Annotated in this window: 22 protein-coding genes and 1 pseudogene; 18 read left to right on the top strand and 5 right to left on the bottom strand. The window is 65.8% G+C overall.

Features of this window, described 5'->3' with window-relative positions; translation table 11 throughout:
- Positions 1 to 396 precede the first annotated feature (396 nt).
- Positions 397 to 855 carry a 6,7-dimethyl-8-ribityllumazine synthase gene (locus tag GF399_07930; protein MBD3400246.1) on the bottom strand — a complete coding sequence of 153 codons (459 nt, stop codon included), beginning with the start codon at positions 853 to 855 and terminating at the stop codon, positions 397 to 399.
- Positions 856 to 1,011: 156 nt separating this feature from the next.
- On the opposite strand from GF399_07930, the gene GF399_07925 reads away from it, so the two are divergent.
- From GF399_07925 to GF399_07855, 15 genes are all read left to right on the top strand, one after another.
- Positions 1,012 to 2,115, top strand: coding sequence for an LptF/LptG family permease (locus tag GF399_07925; GenBank protein ID MBD3400245.1), 1,104 nt, complete (start codon positions 1,012 to 1,014; stop codon positions 2,113 to 2,115).
- A 114-nt stretch (positions 2,116 to 2,229) separates the two neighbouring features.
- Entirely contained in the window at positions 2,230 to 2,883 is a 654-nt protein-coding gene (locus GF399_07920; GenBank protein ID MBD3400244.1) for a hypothetical protein, read from the top strand.
- Between the two features lie 341 nt (positions 2,884 to 3,224).
- Entirely contained in the window at positions 3,225 to 4,271 is a 1,047-nt protein-coding gene (gene tsaD, locus GF399_07915; GenBank protein ID MBD3400243.1) for a tRNA (adenosine(37)-N6)-threonylcarbamoyltransferase complex transferase subunit TsaD, read from the top strand.
- A complete protein-coding gene (locus GF399_07910; protein MBD3400242.1) occupies positions 4,268 to 5,098 on the top strand; it encodes a hypothetical protein in 831 nt (276 codons plus the stop codon). The genes tsaD and GF399_07910 overlap by 4 nt, the downstream gene beginning before the upstream one ends.
- A 45-nt stretch (positions 5,099 to 5,143) precedes the next feature.
- A complete protein-coding gene (gene secD, locus GF399_07905; GenBank protein MBD3400241.1) occupies positions 5,144 to 6,694 on the top strand; it encodes a protein translocase subunit SecD in 1,551 nt (516 codons plus the stop codon).
- A 28-nt stretch (positions 6,695 to 6,722) separates the two neighbouring features.
- The gene (gene secF, locus GF399_07900) at positions 6,723 to 8,204 is read left to right on the top strand and encodes a protein translocase subunit SecF (protein MBD3400240.1); all 1,482 of its coding nucleotides are present in this window, start codon (positions 6,723 to 6,725) and stop codon (positions 8,202 to 8,204) included.
- A gap of 333 nt (positions 8,205 to 8,537) precedes the next feature.
- Complete coding sequence (locus GF399_07895; GenBank protein ID MBD3400239.1) at positions 8,538 to 9,620, top strand: leucine dehydrogenase; 1,083 nt, start codon at positions 8,538 to 8,540, stop codon at positions 9,618 to 9,620.
- 54 nt (positions 9,621 to 9,674) lie between these two features.
- Positions 9,675 to 10,583: a bifunctional enoyl-CoA hydratase/phosphate acetyltransferase gene (locus GF399_07890; protein ID MBD3400238.1), complete on the top strand. Its 909-nt coding sequence runs from the start codon at positions 9,675 to 9,677 to the stop codon at positions 10,581 to 10,583.
- 9 nt (positions 10,584 to 10,592) lie between these two features.
- Positions 10,593 to 11,210, top strand: coding sequence for a hypothetical protein (locus GF399_07885; GenBank protein MBD3400237.1), 618 nt, complete (start codon positions 10,593 to 10,595; stop codon positions 11,208 to 11,210).
- Positions 11,211 to 11,220: 10 nt separating this feature from the next.
- Entirely contained in the window at positions 11,221 to 11,847 is a 627-nt protein-coding gene (locus GF399_07880) for a hypothetical protein (GenBank protein MBD3400236.1), read from the top strand.
- Positions 11,848 to 12,094: 247 nt separating this feature from the next.
- On the top strand, positions 12,095 to 13,138 hold the full coding sequence (locus GF399_07875) for a hypothetical protein (protein ID MBD3400235.1): 1,044 nt from the start codon (positions 12,095 to 12,097) through the stop codon (positions 13,136 to 13,138).
- Positions 13,138 to 13,794, top strand: a complete 657-nt coding sequence (locus GF399_07870; protein ID MBD3400234.1) for a septum formation inhibitor Maf — start codon at positions 13,138 to 13,140, stop codon at positions 13,792 to 13,794. Before GF399_07875 ends, GF399_07870 begins: the two co-directional genes overlap by 1 nt.
- Positions 13,787 to 14,608 (top strand): hypothetical protein, encoded by an 822-nt coding sequence (locus GF399_07865; GenBank protein MBD3400233.1) that lies wholly within the window; start codon positions 13,787 to 13,789, stop codon positions 14,606 to 14,608. The genes GF399_07870 and GF399_07865 overlap by 8 nt, the downstream gene beginning before the upstream one ends.
- 140 nt (positions 14,609 to 14,748) lie before the next feature.
- Positions 14,749 to 15,654: a DUF2179 domain-containing protein gene (locus GF399_07860; protein MBD3400232.1), complete on the top strand. Its 906-nt coding sequence runs from the start codon at positions 14,749 to 14,751 to the stop codon at positions 15,652 to 15,654.
- A gap of 71 nt (positions 15,655 to 15,725) precedes the next feature.
- Entirely contained in the window at positions 15,726 to 16,508 is a 783-nt protein-coding gene (locus GF399_07855) for a hypothetical protein (protein MBD3400231.1), read from the top strand.
- Between the two features lie 155 nt (positions 16,509 to 16,663).
- Here the strand turns inward: GF399_07855 and GF399_07850 are convergent, their stop codons facing one another.
- The 4 genes from GF399_07850 to GF399_07835 form a co-directional block, all read right to left on the bottom strand.
- Positions 16,664 to 17,305, bottom strand: a complete 642-nt coding sequence (locus GF399_07850; protein ID MBD3400230.1) for a peroxiredoxin — start codon at positions 17,303 to 17,305, stop codon at positions 16,664 to 16,666.
- A gap of 115 nt (positions 17,306 to 17,420) precedes the next feature.
- Positions 17,421 to 18,002: a hypothetical protein gene (locus GF399_07845; protein ID MBD3400229.1), complete on the bottom strand. Its 582-nt coding sequence runs from the start codon at positions 18,000 to 18,002 to the stop codon at positions 17,421 to 17,423.
- A 131-nt stretch (positions 18,003 to 18,133) separates the two neighbouring features.
- Entirely contained in the window at positions 18,134 to 19,315 is a 1,182-nt protein-coding gene (locus tag GF399_07840) for an acetyl-CoA C-acyltransferase (protein MBD3400228.1), read from the bottom strand.
- Positions 19,316 to 19,620: 305 nt separating this feature from the next.
- Positions 19,621 to 20,040, bottom strand: a complete 420-nt coding sequence (locus GF399_07835) for a hypothetical protein (GenBank protein MBD3400227.1) — start codon at positions 20,038 to 20,040, stop codon at positions 19,621 to 19,623.
- A 368-nt stretch (positions 20,041 to 20,408) separates the two neighbouring features.
- Here GF399_07835 and GF399_07830 point away from each other — a divergent pair.
- From GF399_07830 to GF399_07820, 3 genes and pseudogenes are all read left to right on the top strand, one after another.
- Positions 20,409 to 20,501, top strand: a pseudogene (locus GF399_07830) (IS1595 family transposase).
- 157 nt (positions 20,502 to 20,658) lie between these two features.
- Positions 20,659 to 21,129, top strand: a complete 471-nt coding sequence (locus GF399_07825; protein MBD3400226.1) for a hypothetical protein — start codon at positions 20,659 to 20,661, stop codon at positions 21,127 to 21,129.
- A gap of 156 nt (positions 21,130 to 21,285) precedes the next feature.
- On the top strand, positions 21,286 to 22,071 hold the full coding sequence (locus GF399_07820; protein MBD3400225.1) for a hypothetical protein: 786 nt from the start codon (positions 21,286 to 21,288) through the stop codon (positions 22,069 to 22,071).
- Positions 22,072 to 22,389 lie beyond the last annotated feature (318 nt).

The following is a 22,389-nucleotide window of genomic DNA, read 5'->3' as shown; positions in this document are numbered from 1 at the left end:
TTGGGCAACAACTGGGCCGGTCGGTTGCTCGGTTTTCTGCCTCTTGTTGATCGCCTTTTCGTGGCAGAATATCACAGCCCATCCCGTATGTTAACAGCATGTTACATACATGTATCGGTCCGAACACGGTATACGATCCCTAAGAGTATTAGCGGGCTACGTTTCATTAGTTGAGTTGGTTGAGGGTACATTACAAGCGTAGCAGATACGGGGTGGATTACAGCCTCCTGGTCAGGATAACAGACACCGCCGTAATCACCGCCCCGTAAGGTGGGGACTCTGCCCCCGCCGTTTATCGGGCGATGTCGTATCCAGCCCGACGACGATCCTCGGCGGGCCGCTCAAAACAACGGGACCCGGCGGCCCCGTTATTTGCTCGGTTAATGGCGTGGCTGACTAGCCGATATTCGCGTAGAGGTCGATCAGCTCGAGGGCGGTCAGGGCGGCGTCGGCGCCGCGGTTACCGGACTTGGTCCCGGCGCGCTCGATGGCCTGCTCGATGGTGTCCGTGGTCAGCACGCCGAAGACGACGGGCTTGTCGCTCTCCAGGCCGACGGCGGCCACGCCCTTGGCGACCTCGGCGGCGACGTAGTCGAAGTGGGGGGTGCCGCCGCGGATGACCGCGCCGAGGCAGATGACGGCGTCGTACTTCGGTGCCAGGCGCTTGGCCGTGGCGGGGATCTCCCAGGAGCCGGGGACCCAGTAGACGTCGATGTCGCCCGCGGCCACCCGGTGCCGGGTCAGGGCGTCCAGGGCCCCGCCGAGGAGCTTCGAGGTGATGAACTCGTTGAAGCGGCTGACGACGATGCCGATACTCTTCCCCTCGCCGACGAGCTGTCCCTGATGGACGGCCATCGCAGCCTCCCGGTTGACGTGCTTGTCTGCCTTGACGAACGTACCAACTATACCCCCGGCGGGCCGCCGCGGTCAAGGGTGGGACTCGCCGAGGGCGGGCTTGCCCCCGGGGCGGCGAACAGGTATCCTAGGGCCGCCTAACCATCAAGGGTCCCGATGCTCGGACGAAAACTAGACCGCTACGTCGTCGGCCAGTTCCTGCGCTACTACCTCTATGCGCTGCTGGCGTTCATCGTCATCTATCTGGTGGTGAACTTCATCGAGAGCGTCAGCCGCTTCATGGCCCGCGGGACCGACGTGGGGATCATCGCCGAGTACTACCTGCTGATGGTGCCCTTCGTCATCAAGTGGATCAACCCCATCGCCGTGCTGCTGGGGGTCCTGTTCTGCATCAGCGTGCTCTCCAAGGGCTCGGAGATCACGGCGATGAAGGCCGGGGGCATCTCCCTGCTGCGGGTCTTCGCCCCGCTGATCGTGATGGGGGCGCTGATCGCCGCCCTGGTCTGGGTCTGGGGCGAGGTCGTCGTCCCACCGGCCAACGAGGAGATGGTCAACATCCAGAAATGGGTCTTCGATCACAAGGATAAAGAGGCCCGGATGAAGACCAACGATTACTCGGCCAACCTGCAGAACGGCAACCTGCTCTACGCCGGAGTCCTCGACGCCTACAACGGCAAGATGAGCCGGCCGTCCCTCCTCGTCTTCTCCGACGACGACACCGACGAGGCCTCGGTGGAACAGCGCATCGACGCCGTCGCCGCCGAGTACATCGACGACGAATGGCACTTCTTCGACTGCGAGGTACGCACCTTCGGCCCCGACGGCCTCGAAACCGCCCTCGATCAGATCGACGAGATGACCGTGCCCATCGTCGAAAGTCCGACGGAGTTCGGCATCCTGGCCAAAACACCCGAGGACATGACCTACCAGGAGCTCTACGAGCACATCCAGCGCCTGGAACGCGCCGGCAAGGAAACCAACGAGGAGCGCGTCGAGCTGGAGCTCAAGATCAGCGTCGCCCTGGCCAACCTGGTGGTGGTGCTCCTCGGCGCGCCGCTGGCCATCCGCACCGCCCGCTCCGGAACCGCCCTGGGCTTCGGCGTGGCCGTGCTGTTGGGCTTCGTCCTCTGGGGCTTCATCGCCATGGGCCGGGCCCTGGGGCAGTCCGGGGTCATCACCCCCTTCTGGGCGGCCTACCTGCCCAACATCCTCTTCGCCGCCGTCGGCCTGGTGCTGATCTGGCGGGTCAACCGCACCTGAACGGACCCGAGCGGCGGACAGGTTCAAACTCGCAGCCTGGTTCCCGGGGAGCCTTGCCCCTTGATTGTCCCGACGAACAGCGCCATCCGGCAGGATTGACGCTGGAGCCTCCGTTTGCTTATCCGCTCACCAGCGCTGTTGGCTCTGGCCCTGGCCGGTGTCGCCTTCGGCGATGCCGATCTCCTCGAGATCTATGATGAGATGGATCAAGGCCATCCCATTGCCGATGACGGTTGGCACATCCACGATCCCAGCCGGATCGTCGAGCTGGACGGCTGGCTGATGCTGGCGGTTACGGGCAAGGAGCAAAGTCCGGCCTATCGCTGTGGGCTGGAGTTATGGTTTCTGTCACCGGGAAGCTTCGGTTGGCGGCCGGGGCTCTGTCTGCTGGCCGACAAACCAGCCTGGTTCGCCGAGAGGGTCCCGGAAAACGACGGGGCCTGCTGGGCGCCGACCTTCGCCGGGCCGCGCCGCATCTACTACACCGTTGCCAATATGTCCGCCGAGGACCGCGCCTGCATCGGCTTACTGGAAGGCCGCGGCAGCCTGCTCATCGATTGCCACGGCGAAACCCTCGGCGACAGGCGCTACCACGGACCCGGTCACGCCGGGATCCACGATGACGGCTCCCGCTACCTGTTGAGTTTCCACAATTACGACGGAGAGAACTTGGGGGTCCCGCAACTCGGGATTGCCGAGCTGGATTACGTAGACGGTTGGCCGGAGATCGTTCCAATAACCCGGGATCACCTCTGGCGCGATGAGTAGGGGCCACAGCCGTTGCGGCACCGATAAAATGACGCCGCCCGAACCTACGAAAAACAGCCGGCCGGCCAGCCCCCGAGCCGGAACTGGCACGGTTTTTGCATCTCGGCGACCGTTGGAGCGGCGGCAACGGTGCGCCTCCGCAAAAACCGTGCCAGTTCCGGCGGCGCCGGGGATCGCGAACCGTCGTCGAGTCCGGCGGGCTGTTTTTCGCAGGTCCGGGCCTGCGGCTTCGGTTGAACGCCGCGTGACCGGCATCGCCATTCTTGCCCGGCGGGCGGCGCTGTGCTACAATCGCTCGCCTGAATACAATCCGCTCTTTCCGGCTTTCCCGGGAGGCAGGTCTGCTCGTCCTCGGACTGGAAACCTCCTGTGACGAGACGGCCGCGGCGGTGCTGGCCGACGGTCGCGAGGTGCTGGGCTCCGTGGTCTCCTCGGAAGCCGAGTTCTTCGCCGCCTACGGCGGTGTGGTGCCCGAGCTGGCGAGTCGGCGCCACATCAGCAAGCTGCTGCCGGTTGTTCGTGAAACCCTCGAACGCTCCGGTGTCGGCTACGATGAGCTGGACGCCGTCGCCGCCACCTACGGCCCCGGGCTGACCGGCGCCCTGCTGGTGGGGTTGAATTTCGGCAAGGCCCTGGCCGCCGGGCTGGGGGTACCCTTCGTCGGTGTCAACCATCTGGCCGCCCACCTGCAGGCGCCGCTGCTGGACCCGGCGGCCCCGACGCCGCCCTTCGTCGGCCTGTTGGTCTCCGGCGGCCACACGGCCCTGTACCGGGTGGACGAGGACGGCGGGCATCCGGGCCTGCTGGTCTTCGAGCTCCTGGGCGAGACCGTCGACGACGCCGTCGGCGAGGCCTACGACAAGGTCGGCCGCCTGCTGGGCATCCCCTATCCGGCGGGACCGCGGATGGACGCCCTGGCCCGGGAAGGGGCCGAGGATGGTCCGCGCGCGGCAGCCGAGGACTTTCCGCGGCCGTTGCCCGCCGGGTTGGACTTCAGCTTCGCCGGACTCAAGACGGCGGCGGCCCGGCGGATTGCAGAATTGGACGAAGCGGGTGAACTCGACGAGGACCGACGCCGTTCGGTGGCCCGGGGGTTCCAGCGGTCCGTCGTCGAGACCCTGGGTGAGAAGGCCCTGCGCGCCTGCGCCGCGACGAGGCTCGACAAGCTGATCCTCGGCGGCGGCGTGGCGGCCAACCGGGGCCTGCGCGCCTACCTTGACCATCGCGCCGACGAGGAGGGCGTACAGGTGTTTTTCGCACCACCGGCGCTCTGCACGGACAACGCGGTGATGATCGCCGCCCGGGGCCACAGCCTGTTGCAAGCCGGCATGACCAGCGGTCCGCAGCTCGAGGCCCTGGCCTGCCTGGAGCTGGGGGTCGAGACGTGAGCGCGGGCCAACGGCGACTGATCGTCATCTTGGTGCTGTCGGCGCTGACGCCGAGCGCGGCCGCGACCTACCTGGCGACTTACGAAAGCTTGCCCGGCGCCGCACTGGGCGATTACCTGGAGCTGACCGTCCTGGTCGGCGAGCGCCTGGCCGCTCACGGCGGCTCGCTGAACGAACAGTCGATCAGCGACTTGCAACTCGAGTACAGCGGCGGCGACCTGTGTGATGCCGGCCTGGCGCTGGGAACCCTCGAACTGGAACTCGACTGGCCCGCCGCCGAGGCGGACCTGGCCCTGCTCCTGTCCACCGGCCCGGCGCGTTTGGTTCCCGTCATCGATCCCGCCGGCGTGCTCTGGGACTTCGAAACCCCCGCCGGGGTGGAGCTGGGCTTCGACGGTTACCGCGTGGTCGTTCACGGGGGCGGCCGCGGGGACGTCGCCCCGGGAGCTGATACGGCCTGGGCCCTGCGGCCCGATACCGACGGCCGCGATTACTTCTATCTCCTCGACGAAGCAGCGGCCTTGACCCTGGCTGGCTTGAGCGTCGAAGTGGGCGAGAACGACTTCGGCCACCCCGAACTGCGGATGACCTTCGACGAGGCGGGAACGGCGAACCTGGCCGAGCTGACGGCGGCCAACCACGCCAAACCCCTGGCCGTCGTCAGCGGTGACCTCGTCATCACCGCCCCCGTGGTACGCGAACCGATCGGCGACGGCAGAGTGGTCCTCACCGGTCTGGAAGAAAGCCTGCTGGAATCCCTGGCGGCGGTCTTCGAACAACCGCTGCCGGACACTTTACGATTACTGAACCTGCGCCGCAGCGACTAGCGGCGTTGCCCTTTACCCACCGAACCGGTTTTACAAGGAGTTTCGATGGCCCGTAAGCGGCGGTACTACGGTCTGATAAGCATCCTGGTGCTCATCGCCGCGGTTCTCTTCGCCCTGCCCACCACCGGGCTGCTCGACGAGCTGCCCGAGGGCGTGCGTCAGTGGCTGCCCCGGGATCAGGTCAAGCTGGGGCTGGACCTCGAGGGCGGCATGGTGTTGCGCATGGAAGCCGACATGAGCAAACTCGACGAGGACGAGCAAGCCGACGCCGTCGACCGCGCCCTGGAGATCATCCGTCGCCGCGTCGACGAGTTCGGTGTGCGCGAACCCGTGGTCGAGAAGGTCGGCGCCAACGGCATCTCGGTCATGCTGCCCGGCATCCGCGACGCCGAACGCGCCAAGGCCCTGATCGGCGAGCGGGCGGTCCTCGAGTTCGCCCTGACCGCCGACGCCCAACTGCCCGGTGTCCTGACGCAGATAGCCGAGCTGCCCGCCTATCGGCCGCTGCTGACCGAGCGCGGTATCTACACCATCGGCGGCCGGGCCTACCTGCCGGCCCAGGAGTACGCCCGTGTCGACGCGATGCTCGAGGACCCCGACGTGCTGCGCCGGGTGCCCAACAACGCCCGCCTGCTGCTTTCCGAGCCCTTCGCCGTCGGCGGCGCGGCCCAGGATTGGGTCTACGACGTGGCCGAGGATCTGCAGGCGGCCTACGGCGAGCCCGTCGACGAGTTCTACCGCCTCTACCTCCTCGACTACTCCCGTGTCGTCAAGGGCGAGGACCTGACCAACGCCTTCCTGGACCGCGACCAGTACGGCGGGGCGGCGGTCTCCTTCCGCTTCAACTACTCGGGCTCCGAGGACTTCGGCGAGATCACCGCCGCCAACGTCGGCGGCTACCTGGCCATCGCCCTCGACGACCGGGTGATCAGCAGCCCCTACATCCGCGAGGAGATCCGCGGCCGGGGCCAGATCACCGGCTCCTTCACCAGCCAGGAGGCCAGCGATCTGGCGATCAAGCTCCGCGCCGGCGCCCTGCCCGTACCGCTGAAGATCATCCAGGAAGACACCATCGGCCCCAGCCTGGGCTCGGATTCGATCAAGTACGGCGTCACCGCCGCCCTGATCGGCCTGGCCGTCGTGCTGGCCTTCATGATGGTCTGGTACAAGTTCTCCGGCCTGATCGCCGACCTGGCCCTGTTGTTCAACATGGTCATCATCGTGGCCGCCCTGGCCGTCCTCGGCGCCACCCTGACCCTGCCGGGCATCGCCGGGATCATCCTGACCATCGGCATGGCCGTCGACGCCAACGTGCTGATCTTCGAACGCATCCGCGAGGAGCGTCGAGCCGGCAAGAACGTGCCCACTGCTATCAACGCCGGCTACAACAAGGCCTTCATCACCATCCTCGACGCCAACGTCACCACCCTGTTGACCGCCGGGGTGCTCTACCTGTTGGGGACCGGACCGATTCGCGGCTTCGCGGTCACGCTGGCCATCGGTATCCTCAGCTCGATGTTCACGGCCCTGGTGTTCACCCGCGCCATCTTCGACGCGCGGGCCCGCCGGATCAAGACCGACAAGCTCTCCATCTAACGCCGCGTCGCGACGCGGGGGGTAAGCCTTGCAGATCTTCACCGATACCAAGTACGACTTCATCAAGCGGCGCCACATCGCCTTCGTCATCTCCGGGCTGGTGATCCTGGCCGGGCTGGTGAGCTTCTTCATCGCCGGCGGCTTCAACCTGGGCATCGACTTCACCGGCGGTGTGCGCGTTCAGGTCAAGTTCGACGAACCCGTCGACCTCGATGACCTGTCGATGATCCGCGAACAACTGGGGATGGACGTCTACACCATCGGCGCCGCCGACGACGAGATCATCATCCGCAACAAGAGCGAGGGCTCCGCCGAGCGCTTGGCCGCCGCGATCGTCGCCTACCGCGAAGACGTCGGGCCGATCAAGGACTGGGAGCAGCTCGAGGAGATCGAAGCCATCCCCCGGGCCCTGCTGCCCTACTTCCCCGAGCGCTTCAGCCTGGAAAAGAGCCTGCTCCAGGTGACCGCCGGCGACGACCAGCGCCTGGTCATCAACCAGGCCGACGCCGACGAGCTGGCCTCGGACATCGAAACCCTGATCGAAACGGCCACCAACCAAAGCATCATCAGCACCCTCAGGGAGCTGCGACCCTCGGAAAACTACGCCGAGAACCGCTTCAACCTCAACGACCCCGTCGGCGAGGCCGACTATGTCCGCGAGCTGGAGCGCGTCTTCGGTGTCGACGACGAGGATGAAGCGTCTGCGGCCCAGCCCGCCGCCGCGGCCGCTGCGGAAACCGCCGCCGAGCTCGGCGGGCTCGACGAGACCACCGCGGACGAGCAAGCCCCCTCCAGCCTCGAGGCCTACGCCGCTGCCCTGACCGAGGCCCGCAACCTCGGCTCCAGCGTCGACACCATGCGCCTGCTGGACTCGATGGACGAGGCCCTCGAGCTGGCCCGCCAGGCCGGCCTGAGCGCCGCGGAGCTGGATACCCTCGAGGAACGCGCCTACGTCGGCGCCTTCCAGGTTCAGAGCACCAACGTCATCGGACCCAAGGTCGGCGAGGAGCTGGGCTCGGCGGCCCTGACCTCGATCATCGTCGCCCTGGTACTGATCCTGGCCTACATCTCCCTGCGCTTCGAGTTCTCCTTCGCCCTCGGCGCCATCGTCGCCCTGGCCCACGACATCCTGCTCACCCTGGCGATCTTCGTCCTGCTGGGCAAGGAGATCGACCTGACCTTCATCGCCGCACTGCTGACCCTCGTCGGCTACTCCCTCAACGACACCATCGTCGTCTTCGACCGGGTGCGCGAGGACCGCAAGCTGCTGCGACGCCGCGGTCTGCGCGAAATCATCAACACCGCCATCAACGAAACCCTCTCCCGCACCGTACTGACCTCGGGAACCACCCTGATCGTCACCCTGGTGCTGGTTCTCTTCGGCGGCAGCGTGATCCACGACTTCGCCCTCGCCCTGACCATCGGCGTCCTCGTCGGCACCTACTCCTCGATCTTCATCGCCAGCCCCTTCCTGCTGGGCTGGTACCGCTGGCGCCACAAGCAAGCCTGACAAACCGGCGCCGACCGGCCGTTGAAAAACAACCCCCGGGAACACCCGCCGACCTCCCGGATAACCGCCGCCGGAACCGGCACAGTTTTTGCGGAGGCGCAGCGTTGCCGCCGCGCCAACGGGCGCCGAGATGCAAAAACTGTGCCGGTTCCGGCGGCCGCGGGCGGCGGTTGAGCCGCGGGGCGCCCGGGGCTGTTTTTCAACGGCCGGAGGCACCGCCGCCGCGGCCGGGCTTGAGCCCGACGGCGCTCTCGTGCGATAATCGACCGGCGGGCGGCCGTCGACGGACGACGGTTCCGCCGACGGCGAACGTTTAGCCAGGGGAGACATTTTATGGAGATCTTCCGCAGTCTGGAGACGGCGGATCACGAGCAGGTGGCCTTCTGCAGCAACCCGGGCGTGGGTCTGCGGGCCATCTGCTGCGTTCATCAGACAACCCTGGGCCCGGCCATCGCCGGCATCCGCGCCCGGGATTACAGCGACGAGGACGAGGCGCTGACCGACGCCCTCGTCCTCAGCGAGCAATTGACCCATAAGGCCGCCGCCGCCGAGGTCAATTACGGCGGTGGTCAGGTGGTACTGTTGGACCAGCCGGCGGCGGAGCGTCGCGAAGCCGCCTTCCGCGCCCTGGGGCGCTTCATCCAGACCCTGGGCGGTCGGCTGATCGGCGCCCCCGACGTCGGACTCACCGCCCTGGACCTGGGTTACGTGGCCACGGAGACGGATTACGTCGCCGGGCGCAGCCTGTTCGCCGGCAGCTACGATCCCAGCGCCGTCACCGCCGACGGTGTGCTGGCGGCCATCGAGGTCTGCCTGGAGCGCCGCGGTCATACGACGGGCCTGGCCGGCCGCCGCTTCGCCGTCCAGGGCGTCGGCGCCGTGGGCTCCCTGCTGGCCGCCGCCCTGAGCGAGGCCGGCGGCGAGGTCTTCATCCACGACCACAACGAGGCCCGCCAACGGCGAATCGTCGAGACCAACCCCGGCTTGACCCCCCTGGATGCCGAGGAGCTGATCGCGACCGACGTCGACGTCTTCTGCCCCTGCGGTCGCGGCGGCTTCATCGACGCCCCCTACCTCGAGAAGCTGGCCGGTCGCATCGTCTGCGGCGCCGCCAACGCCCAGGTCGCTCCGGGCTTCACCGATGACGACCAACTGGCCGAGCGCGACATCCTCTACGCCCCGGACTTCATCGTCAACTCCGGCGGGTTGATCAGCGTGGTCGGCGAGCTGGAGAGACGGCCCGAGGATTGGGTCTTCGCCATGAACCGCCGCATCGGCGAACGCCTGAACAACGTCTTCGAGCTCTCCGAGGCCGAGGGAATCTCGACCATCGAGGCCGCCGAACGCCTCGCCCGCCGCCGGATCGAGGCCATCGCCTCCCTGTCCCACTCCTATATCCCCGGCGAGCGGGACTAGAATCAGTCTTAACGATAAGAAGTACCTCGAACACCGCGGTGAAGGAGCGGTTCAATGCGTTTCGAAAACCTGGATCAACTGGTCGAGCGGGTCAAGGAAGAGCCTTCGCGCCGCCTGGCCGTGGCGGGCTCGGAGAATACGGTCACCCTCCAGGCGGTGGCCCGGGCCCACGAGGAGAGCATCGCCGAGGCCGTCCTCTTCGGTGAGCTCGAAGAGACCCAACGCCTGGCCGAGGAGGCCGGGGTCGACCTGTCATCCTTCGAGCTGATCGAGGCCCGGGGCGCCGAAGCCGCCGCCCGCGCCGCCGCCGCCGTCGGCGCGGGTGAAGCCGAAGCGGTGATGAAGGGCGGCTGCTCGACCAAGGTCTTCCTGCGCGCCGTCCTCGACGAGGCCCACGGACTGCGCACCGGCCGCCTGCTGTCCCACGTGATGGTGGCCGAGATCCCGGCCTACCACCAACTGCTCTACCTCACCGACGCCGCGCTGAACATCCGTCCCGATCTGACCGCCAAGGTGGATATCGTCAACAACGCCGTCGGCCTGGCCGCCGCCCTGGGCTGCGAACGCCCCAAGGTGGCCGCCCTGGCCGCCGTCGAGAAGGTCAACCTGCCGGCCATGCCCTGCACCGGCGACGCCGCCGCCCTGGCCGTGATGAGCCGCCGGGGCCAATTGGGGGACTGCGTCGTCGACGGACCCCTGGCCTTCGACAACGCCGTTTCCGCCGAATCCGCCCGCATCAAGGGCATCGACAGCGAGGTCGCCGGCGACGCCGATATCCTGCTCTGTCCCGACATCGAGGCCGCCAACGTCCTGTACAAGGCCTTCACCTACTTCGTCGGCGCCCGGGCCGGGGCCGTGGTCGTCGGGGCCGCGGCACCGGTGATCCTGCCCAGCCGGGCCGACAGCCCGCAGACCAAGTTCCTCTCCATCGCCGTGGCCCTGGGCTGCGCCGCCCTCTCCTGAAGCGAGCCGATGACCGCGAAAAGTGAACAGCCCGTCAAGCTGATCCGCCAGTGGCCCGCCTACCTGGCCTGGGCCGCCGGCGCCGCCCTCGTCGCCCTCGGCGCCACCTGGCTCACCGACCACCTCTACGGCCACTCCCCCGGACCCTTCGTCGCCCAGCTCGGCGATTACCTCAGCTTCGCCGCCTTCTATTTCGTCGCCCAACTGCTCTTCCCGCCGATCCTGGTTCGGCTGAAGAAGCTGCCCTCGACGATGGGCGTCTGTCTGGCGGCGGGCAACGGAGCCGGATACCTCGTCGGATGGCTCTACGGCCTGCCCTGGGGCCTGATCGACTTCAACGGCCGCCTGCTGATCAACATGCTGATCCTGGGCGCCATGGTCGGTATTCTCGTCGGCGTGGGCTGGGACATCTCAAAAGGCAAGGCCGTCGGCTTCTGGGGCCTGTTCCTGGTGGCCGTCGGCGCGGTGACCGCCTTCTTCTACTACACCACCCCGGTCGAGTACCGCTACGCCGCCGACGTCTGGGAGCAGGGTCTGACCGTCCTGGTCAGCTACCTCCCCGCCGTCTTCGCCGTCTGGTGGCGACACCGACCGACCGAGCCCGCGGCGGTCGCGGCCGACGACTAGAGACGCTCCGATGGCCGACACCCCTCCCCAGACCCGCGAACACGCCCCGGTCCGTGACCTCTACCGCTGGGCCCTGGCCCTGGGTCTCGTCCCCGCCCTGTTCTTCCTTTTCACCCACCGCTTCGACTTTCCCGGCGCCCTGGCCGAGCTCCTGCACGGCGCCCTGCGCAACCTCAGCGCCCTGACCGTCTTCGCCCTGTTGCGCCGGCGGGAAAGCAACCGGCCGCGCGGCCACCTCGGCGCCACCCTGATCGGCGCCGTCTTCTCCGGGCTGATCCTCTTTCTGCTGGCCCAGCTCTTCCCCGGCTGGCTGGCCGCTTGGCTGCCCCTCTCCCGCCTGGTCTTCGAAGGGGCCGAGGCCGCTATCGTCGGTTGGTGCTTGCTGGCGGCGGCGACGGCCTGGGGCCTGAGCTGGATCACCCCACCGGCGGGCGCCCTCCTCGGCGCCGTGGTCTCGGCGGTCTCCCTGGCCTGGATGCCCCTCGAAGGCGGACTGACGATGGGCTTCATGTGGGGGGTGCGCACCCTCGTCCTTTACGCCCCCCTGGCCCTGCTGTTGCACCTCTGGTCCCGCCGCCGCCCGCTCAATCCCGAACTCGAATCCCCCGCGGCCGATCACCACGCCGCCGCGGGCTGATAACCCGCGGCGGGCGACCGTTGAACACTCGTCCCTGCAACACCGCGCAGCACGGCCCGCCGGAACTGGCACGGTTTTTGCGGAGGCGGACCCTCGCCGCCGCGCCGAGGGGCGCCGAGATGCAAAAACCGTGCCAGTTCCGGCGGCGGGCCGCGCCCCGACTCCGGGCGAGCTAACGGGGCTTCAACGGTCACCCGCCTCGGCATCGCCGGTTGGAAACGCCCCGCCACTACGAACCCAAAGGGCCATGAAGGATAAACGACAGTACTGGATCATCCCCGTTTTCTCAGTCGCGGTGTTTCTGTTGTACGCCGGCTGCGGCGCCGACGTCGAGGAGTTGGAGGCCGAGCTGCTCTACGGTTCCCGCAATCAGCGTCTCGAGGCGGCCCGGGAGCTCTCCGAGCGCGGCATCGTCGAGATCCTGGTCCTGGGGCTGCAGGACACAGACGAGGCTGTGCGGCGCCGCGTCGTCGAGGAGCTGCGTAGTCAGGGCGAAGCCGCCGTCGGCCCGGTGCTGGAGCTGATGCAGCGCCGCCCCAACAACGTCGAGCTGCTGGCCGCCGGTGTCGAGGTCCTCGAGGCCGCGGGTAACGCGGCCCGGGAGGGCGTCGTCGAGAGCGGTCTGATTGGCGGCCCCCGGGAGGTGGACCTGGCCTACCGGGTGCTGCGGAAGCTGCCGGACAGCGGAGCCGATCTGGACCGCCTGCTGGCCGACGATCAACGCACGGCCTGGCTGCTGCAGAGCGGGGATCCCGCGGTGCGGCTGGAGCTCCTCGATCGGCTGGCCGCCGACGATAAGGCGGAGCTGGAAGCTCTGCTGAAGGCCTTTTCCAACGATACGGTCGACTTGTACACCTTGGCGCCGCAGCTGGAAAGCGTCCCGGACCCCCTGCCGGGCGAGGCGGGTTTCGGCCCACCGGGGGCGGGGCTCGAGCTGCTCAACAATCTGACGGCCCTGGAGCTGGAGCTGCTCCTCCACCGGCGCGAGCTGCGGCAGCTCATCAAGGTCCCGCCGGAGCTGGCGGCGGATGATTTTTATGAGACCGTCCCCTGGTCCGTGTTCAGCGATAACTTCGAGGCCGGCGTCCGACGCTGCCTCGAGAGCGGTGAAGCCGTCGAGAACCTGCCCCCCGCCGTGGTGGCCCGGCTCTGTCGCCACCTCTCGCGAACCTACAGTTTGACCGCCGAAGCCTATCCTGACAACGCGGGCTCCCGGCGCCTGCTGGCCGAGGCGGCTCTGTTCGCCGAGCTGGCCGATGAGCTGGAGCGGCCGGCCGGGGAGGGCGGCTAGTGTCTGTCGCGAGCGGTGCCGAGCTGGTGCTGGCCAGCGCCAGCCCGCGCCGCCGGCTGTTGCTGGCGGGCCTGGGGATCGAGCCCCTGGTGCGGCCGACGACGGTAGACGAAAGCTGGCCCGACGACAACCCAGGTCAGGCCGTCGCCCTGGCCGAACGCAAGCTGGAATGGTCCCTGGAGCGGCATCCCGTCGGCACTGTTATCCTGGCCGCCGACACTATCGTCCGGCTCGACGGCTGCGTGCTGGGCAAACCACTGGACTCTGAGACGGCCCGGGCGATGCTCGCCGCCCTTCAGGGCCGGGAGCATATCGTCACCAGCGGCGTCGCCGTCGGCGTGGCCGGCGCCGGACGCTGGACGGCCCGCGTCGACAGCACCGTCCGTTTGCGTTCCTTGAGCGCCGGGCGGATCGCCGATTACGTCGCCGGGGGCTCGCCCCTGGATAAAGCCGGAGCCTACGCCGTCCAGGACGCCGCGGGCGCCTTCCCCGACCCGCATCGGATTAACGACGCCGATCGGCGGGGGCGCTTCGAACCCCGGGACTCCTGGCTCGTCGAGTATGTCTCGGGCTCCCTCTCCAACGTCATCGGTCTGCCGCTGGTCGAAACCGCCGTCCTGCTGCGCCGGGCCGGCATCGAGGTCAACCATGACTGAACCCTTCCTGCTGCATCACCTCGACGGCGTCCTGCGGCTGGACCTCCCCGACGAGCTGGAGCACTACCGCAGGTACCAAACCTCTCTTCCAGGCGAAACCCCGGCTGACTGGCGGCTCGAGTTCGCCGTCGGACCCCGGGAGGACGTGGAGGAAGCGGACCTGGGCGAATTGACCTATCCGGTCATCGATGGTGTTCGCCGGATCCGCGGCCGAGCCTTCGATCTCGACCCAACTTCGGAGGGAGCCCGGGTGCTGCTGCGTATGTACCACGCCGCCGGCATCAGCTGGGTGCTGCGCCCCTGGACGGCGATGCTGCTGCTGCCGCCCCGGGGCCTGTTGTTTCACGCCGCCGGTCTGGTCTCGCCGGAGGGTCGCGGTTACCTCTGTCCCGGCGTCTCCGGGGCGGGCAAGAGCACCCTGTCGCGCAACCTGCTCGGGCAGGGCTGGCGGGTGCTCAGCGACGAGCTGCCCGCCGTCCGTCGGGACGACGACGGCTGGCGATTGCTCTACACCCCCTTCTGCGGTGACCTGGGTTCCGTCGAAACCGACACCTTCACCGCCCCCCTGCACGGGGTGCTGGCCCTGGAGAAGGGGCCGGCGACCCTCGGCGACCAGTTGGATTTCGGCGCCGCCGCCGCGGCCCTTCTGCCCACGGTGGCCGTCTACGGTAACCAGCCCTGGTTTGCCCAGCTCGTCCTCGACATCCTGGCCGAGTTGACCGCCGAAGTCGGCGTCCGCCGGCTGCGGGTCCCGGCCGAGCTGACCCCGGGCACCGTCGAAGGGCTGCTGGCCACCGTCGACGACAAGGGTTGAAATCCGACTTACCCTTTACTACACTGCGCCGGAGCCGCGTTCTCTTTGATCTGGGGGACGCTTTTTTTCGCCGCCCCCCACCGTCACCCCGCCTTTTCAGTCGCGCAAGCGCCGTCCGCCGGCCCGTCGAGGGAGGGATCGTGAGTCGCGTCCGTGGTTTCAAGCCCCTGTTGCGCAGTTTGGGCAAGCTGGACTGGCGCAGCCTGCTGCGCGAGTACGCCCTGATCGTCGCGGGCTGCGCCATCGGCAGCTTCGGCCTGGTGGCCTTTCTGGTGCCCTACAAGATCGCCCCGGGCGGCGTCGGCGGACTGGCCATCGCCCTGCACCATATCTTTGAGCTGCCCGTGGGGATGACGATGCTGGCCATCAACATTCCCTTGTTCCTGCTGGGGATCCGCTTCCTCGGCGGCGGCTTCGGCGTCAAGACCGTCGTCGGCATGGTGCTCTACTCGGTGATGACCGACCTGTTCGACCTGGTGATCCAGATCGGCGTCCTGACCGAGGACAAGATCATGGCCGGTATCTACGGCGCGGTGCTGTTGGGCCTGGGTCTGGGGTTGGTGTTCCGTGGCGGCGGCTCGACGGGGGGCACCGACATCCCGGCCCGCATCCTGGCCCGCTACACCGGCTTCTCCACCGGGGTCAGCTTCCTGTTCTTCGACGCCGCGATCATCGCCTTCGCCGGAGCCGTCTTCCAGAGTATCGACCTGGTGCTTTACGGCTTCGGCGCGTTGTGGATCTCGATCAAGGTCATCGATCTGATCCTCGAGGGCTTCGGCTACGCCCGGGCCGCCCTGATCGTCACCGAGCTGCCCGACATCGTCTACTACCAGATCATGGCCGGGCTCAACCGCGGGGCCACCCGGCTGCCCGCCCGCGGGATGTACTCCAACGAGGAAAAGTCGCTGCTCTACTGCGTTGTCGGCATGCGCGAGGTCGGGCGGCTCAAGAGCTTGATCAAGGCCGCCGATCCACGGGCCTTCGTGGTGATCACCGACGTCCACGAGGTGCTGGGTTATGGTTTCCGGCGCCGGGGATCGGCCTGAGAAACCTTGCCAGAACAGGCCCCAACCTGTAAAATCGTCGCGTGACTCGAACTCCGCCGTGGGAGTTTCCGATGCTCGAACTGGAACCGCGCCGCCTGGTCCAGACCCACTTTGGTTGCCGGCCCGAGGACCTGGCCTCGACCGTCGTGCTGACCACACACTGGCCCCCCGAGGCCTTCGCCAAACACTGGGACGAAGCCCCCGAGGATTTCCAGGGCTGGTTCAACGGCGCCACCGGCAGCTTCCACGGTCAGCGGCTCAGCGTCATCCTGACCCATAACGGCGCCTGTCGTGTCGGCCAGGCGATGCTGGTGCTCAACAGCGCCGGAGTGAAAAACTTCGTCCTCATCGGCCGTTCCAGCGGCCTGCTGGACAAGCTCGCGCTGGGCGACGTCGTCGTCGTCCGCACCAGCATCTGCGGGGAGAGCTTCTCACGCTACCACGGCGCCGACCACTTCCTCGACGACCCCTTCGGCTGGCGCGTCTCGATCGAGGACGAAATGGTCAACGGAGCGGTCGAGCTGGTCCGCGGACTCCTCGAGGGCGATTCGGTCTCCGTTTACGCCGCCCGGGCCTTCAGCGCCGACTCCATGCTGTCACACGACCGCGGGCTGGGCGAGTACGTCAAGATCAAGGGGGGCCACGTCATCGACGGCGAGACCAGCACGGCCTACGCCGTCGGCCGGGTCCAGCAGGTCGAGACCCTGTCCCTGCAGTGCGTCACCGCCCTGCCCCTGGCCGGCAAGCCGTTGTTCGCCGAGCTCGAGCCCGAGGAGGTCAAGCGGCTGGAGCGCGTTCACCAGCGGATGCCGCGGCTGTCCCTCGAAATCGCCGCTGCGGTTTTCACCGAGTAACCGGTTCACGCGGCGCCCTTAACCAGCACCGCCAGATGACACAGCGAGGCCACAGCGACACCAACCGACGGAACCGACAGAACCGCTGGAACCAATAACTACGGGGGCGCCCAAGGCTGGGGCGCCCCCGTTTTCATCCAACTCGACCCGGTAGTTCAGGCCTTCTTGTGGCAGAACCACCAGTCGTAGCACTCGTGGTCTTTGGACTGCATCCGCTTCTTGGCGGCTTCGTGGTCCGAGGCCGGCGGGACGATGACGTGGTCGCCGACCAGCTTGTTCTCCGGCCAGTCAGCCGGGATGGCGACCTTCTTCTCGTCGGCCAGTTGGAAACCCTTGACCATCCGGACGAACTCGTCCATGTTGCGGCCCAGCTCCTGGGGGTAGTAGAGCATGGCGCGGATGGTGGCCCGGGGGTCGACGAAGAAGACGGCGCGCACGGTGTTGGTGCCCTTGCCGGGGTGGATCAGGCCCAGGGTCTCGGCCACCTGGCCGGTGTCGGCGATGATCGGGAACTTGATCTCGGTGTCCAGGTTGTCGCCGATCCACTCGACCCACTTGATGTGGCTGAAGACCTGGTCGACGGAGAGGCCGAGGAGATCGCAGTCCAGCTCCTGGAACTGCTCCCAGCGGGCCTGGAAAGCGTGGAACTCCGTGGTGCAGACGGGGGTAAAATCGGCGGGGTGGCTGAAAAGGATCCACCAGCGGCCCTTCATGTCGTGGGGCAGCTTGCGCGGACCGTGGGTGGTCTGAACTTGCATCTCGGGGAACTTGTCGCCGATCAGAGGCATGCCGGCCATCTCGAACCTCCCGGGTTGTCGCTTGGGTTTATTGCGAAAATGTCTTAACACAAGCGCGATTCTAAACCTTCACCCTTGATTTGTCAAGGGTTATATTCGTCTACGAGAATAGACCTTATGCCTTGTCAGTTATAATCTTAACCGACCTGCGCCGGCGAATGACGACGATAACGGCGCCCAACAGCCAAACGACCACCGCCAGCAGCAACAGCCATTTTATCTCCGCGAACAGGGTCAGGCCGAAAACGGCCCAGCCGGGAACCGTCTCGAGGTTGGTGATCAACTGTAGGGTGAAGGCGTTCTCCAGCCAGTCGCAGACCGGTGCCAGTCCGGCAAACAGCATCGCCGCGCCGCCCAGGCGGCGCCAGCTTCCTGGTGGTGTGCCACGCCGGACCAGCGTCGCCGCGCCGAGGAGCAGCAGGCCGTAGCAAACGGGGAAGAAGCCGTCGATGACCAGGGAGGTGAACAGAGCGGGCAGGAGCAGCTCGTAGCCGCGCAGGATCTCGATCGCCGCCGCGCGGCTCCAGGCGAACTGCAGTTCGACGGGATCGTGGGGCGCCAGGGCGCGCAGCGGGATCAGCGCATCCCGAAGCAGCAACACGGCCAGCACCGAGCCGACCAGGCCGACGGCGAGCATCAGCCAGAGCCAGAGGGGTTTGATGCGTTCGAACCAGGCCGGTCGTTGGATGGTCTTCATGCTCTCCCCTTTAGCGGTTCACGCTTCTTTGCGGCTCCGGCGTCACGCTTCTTGCAGGCCGACAACACCCGGCTCGGCGGCCGGGTGTTGTCGGGCAACAAGCGTGCCGCCTCGTCGGCGGTCTGGTGCGGTCAGGGCCGCTCGACGGCCAGGGCCACGGCGTTGCCGCCGCCGAGACACAGGGCGGCCAGGCCGAGTTTATCGTCGCGGCGGGTCATCTCGTAGAGCAGGGTGACCAGGATGCGGGCGCCCGAGGCGCCGATGGGGTGGCCGAGGGCCACGGCGCCGCCGTTGACGTTGACCTGATCCTCGTTCCAGCCCAGCTCGCGGATGGTGACGATGCTCTGGACGCTGAAGGCCTCGTTGAGTTCGATCAGGCCGTAATCGTCGTTGGTGAGGCCGAGCTTGGCGTTGAGCTTGGGCACGGCCTCGAGGGGGGCCAGCAGGACATGGAGGGGGTCGGTGCCGCCGGTGGCGTGGCCCTTGATGCGCGCCAGGATCGGCCAGCCCTTTTTCCTGGCCAGTTTTTCGTAGGTGACGATGACGGCGGCGGCGCCGTCGTTGACGCTGGGGGCGTTACCGGCGGTGACGGTGCCGTCGCGTTTGAAGGCGGGGCGCAGTTTGGCCAGCTTCTGCGCCGTGGTGTCGAAGCGCGGCTGCTCGTCGGTATCGATGACGACGGGGTCGCCCTTGCGCTGGGGGATCTCAACGGGGACGATCTCGTCGGCGAAGCGGCCGGCCTCGATGGCGGCCTGGGCCTTCTGCTGACTGCGGGCGGCGTAGGCGTCCTGCTCCTCGCGGCCGACGCCGTATTCCTCGGCGATAACCTCGCCGGCGTTGCCCATGTGGTGATCCTCGAAGGGGCACCACAGGCCGTCGTGGATCATCAGGTCCAGGGCCTTCTGGTGGCCCATGCGGGCGCCGGCGCGCATCTTGGACAGGGCGTAGGGCGCCCGGCTCATCGATTCCATCCCGCCGCAGGCCACGACGTCCTCGTCGCCCAGGGTGACGGCCTGGGCGGCCAACATGACGCTCTTGAGTCCGGAGCCGCAGACCTTGTTGATCGTCAGGGCGCCGCTGCTCGGGGGGATGCCCGCTCCGAGGGCCGCCTGGCGGGCCGGGGCCTGGCCGAGGCCGGCGCCGACGACGTTGCCCATGATGACTTCGGTGACGGCGGCGGGATCGACGCCGCCGCGGTCCAGGGCGGCCTTGAGGGCCAGGGCTCCCAGCTCGGGAGCGGAGACGGCGGCCAGGGCGCCGTTGAACTTGCCGACGGGGGTGCGGGCGGCGCCGACGATGACGGGTGTGCGCATGGGTATTCTCCCGGTTGGTGGGTTGTGCGATAGCGGGCTGCTCAAGCGCTAGAAGTATACCAGTCGGGCCTGGAGGGGTAAAGCGGGGGATGGAGGACCGTTGCGTGATGATAATGTGGGCGGCTGTCCTGTGGAACGGACCCTGGAGCGGTCCGACGCGAAATGGCGTTGGCTTTCATCCCGGTGATTGTGGCGGTTGGTCGACAACCGTTGAATACCAACAAGTCGGGGCCGACCTTCAGGTCGGCCCACACCAATAACAAGCTTAGTTTCTATCCCTGTGGCATCTTCAGGAACAACTGGCTCTACAAATCAGTATAATACCCACCTGACATAGCATACTCTTCTATCATCTCCCAGCCTTCCTCATCTAGATTTTTCAGAACAGTTATATATCCTTCACCACTGGGATGTAATTGTACATTATTAACCCACCCTTCGTGTCCTCTTAGTGTGCGGACGTAATACCATTCTTCAGTAGCATAACTGCTAGTTGTATAATCAATAGCTTCCGCTATACCAAACTGATGAAGCATTCCGACAGATTTAGAGTCATAAGTCGGCTCTTGATATATAGGAATTCCTTCAAATGTGGTAGTATATATAAGAGTTGCGTCTTCACCAAAGTAGCTGTAGACATAATCTTTCAGTTCATCAATGCTTTCGAAGGTGGCGGCGGAAACAATAAACGCCAATGAGACGAGAGCGATCAGTAGCCTTTTCATCGTTCCTCCTCAGTTGATGATTTGAGCCAAAACCACACAACAAGTATAAAAAAGGGGATCGGCACGTCAGGTGTCCCGGAGGCAACTACCGCTATCACTACCGCTGCGCCGACGGGCGGCATATGTGCAAGCGTTGCGGTAAGCTGTTCAACCATCGTCCCCAGAGGGGCGCCGCAACGAGCCGCCGCCGGAAAAACTCAGTGAGATAGCGCGTCTGTTCGGGCTCGGCGTCCCGGCGGCGCGGGTCGCCAAGGACTTGGGCATCCACCGCAAGACGTCTTATCGTTACTACAAGCGAATCCGCGAGCGCAGCGCCGCCGATCGCCGGGCCGAGCTGGAAAAGCTCGAAGGGCACATTCGACAAGCACATAGAAGTCGATGAGTCCTACTTCGGCGGCCATCACAAGGGCAAGCGGGGTCGGGGGAGGGGCGGTGGCAAGATCCGCGTCTTCGGGCTGCTCGAGCACTGGAAGAATTCCAGTCGGGCCTGGAGGGGTAAAGCGGGGGATAGCAAGGCGGGTCTTCGACTCAGCGGATGGAGACCATCGTCTGTAGACACACATTTACAGCGTCCCGATAATCGACTGGTAACCTAATACCCAAGGGAGGAGGGCGCTGATGGATCCAGTGATAATCTCCCTGATCAGCACCTGCATCGGTGGACTGATCGGCTACGGCTTCGAACGGATTAAAAAGAGTCGACAACGAAAACGCCGTCTCGAGCAAGCTTATAACACGACCTTTGACGCTCTTGAGGAAGCAGAGTTGGCCCTCAATGAAGTGCTTCATAACGCTGAGAGTGAGAACACCTATATCATTGCGCTGAGTACCCAACTCGATCATGACACAATCCACACTATACGGGACAGGGAACCGGTCCTGGCCAGGAAACTGACAGTCTGCAAAAGGATCATCGACAGTTACAAGATAGTGGCAACCACCCTGGCCAACGCCTCTTTCACCAATCAGGAGGTTGTCAAGAAACGCTGGAATAAATTTATCGATCAGGTTTCACGTGGCCACAGCTATATCTACAATCTCCGACGACTGATCGCAGCTAATACCCGCCTGCCGATCCGCCCTCGCTAGTTGCAGCCGCATACCTCGGGGGGCTGGTTCTGGATGACGGTTCACTCAGAACAACGGCGGAAACAGAGCCCCCGCCCTACAGGGCCGGCGATTGCGGAGGTGTCTGTTAGCCCGACCAGGAGGCTGTAATTCACCCCCGAATCTGCTACGCTGGTAATGTACCTGCAACTAACTCAACTAATGAAACGTAGCCTGTTATTGCTGCTGACGGCCGTCCTCGCCGCGAGCGCCATGATCTGCCCCTCCTGCGGGGCGAGCAATCCCGACGACGCCGAGGATTGCTGGAACTGCGGCACCCTCCTGGCCGACATGTACCCTTGCCCCAACTGCGGCCACCTCAACTCGGCCGAGGCGATTTTCTGCGCCGGGTGCTTCGCCGAGCTGCCGCAGAACCCTTCGATACCACCCGATGTCCCCACAGAACCCGACGTGCCTGCCGAACCGGAGGAACCCGTAGAGCCCGAACGGTCGCCCGTGCCTTACGTTGGCGACTTCGACGTTTTCCTGAGCGGACGCCTCGGTCCGGCCTATGCTCTGTCAGCGTGGCCGATGTCCTACAACCTCAGTGTTGGCTGTGACGTCGGCCTGGAGGACTATTTATCGCTGGACGTCACCTACCTGATGCTGGAGGAGGAGTACGACTGCCTCGTCACCCGGATCGGCCTGACGACGTACCGCCTGTCGAACCCGCCCCTCCTCTTCCGGTTGGGCACGTCTCTGGGATACGCGAAACAGCGGTCGCTCATCGACGGCGAAGACGAAGCAACCCTTGAATACTTCGACTGTGCCCTGCGTATGGGGGCCGGCCTGCTCCTCTTTCCTTCCGCCGCCGCCTTCCTCAATCAGGCTCTGGAGCTGGACCTGGTCGTCGAGGGCCTGTTCCGTCGCGGCGAGGCCCGGCTCAACCTGACTCTGGAGCTGGGAGTCGCTTTTCTCTTCTAACCCCTTAGGATGAAGAAATTACCAAACGTACGTTGTTTCCAACAGTTTTTCTTGAGGGCGACCGAAAGGACGGCCAGCTCGTAATACCCCACGTCGGGGTTTATGCAGAACTCCTTGTTACTAATGATTATACTATCCAAGACCTGGATGGTGTTAATCCATTTCAATATTATATAAAGGGATCATCACAGAAGATGAACATCAGGTATCGCAGTTGGGTACTTTTCTCGGCGTGAACAAGTCTGTTATCCTGCCACCAATAAAGGGGGCAATGTGGCAGGGAAGAGCAGAACTAGAGACCGGCACGTCAAGTGTCCA

The organism is Candidatus Coatesbacteria bacterium (assembly GCA_014728225.1).
Classification (GTDB): domain Bacteria; phylum RBG-13-66-14; class RBG-13-66-14; order RBG-13-66-14; family RBG-13-66-14; genus WJLX01.
The sequence above is the reverse complement of the archived record's forward strand: the minus strand, read 5'-3'. Positions and strand labels throughout refer to the sequence as shown.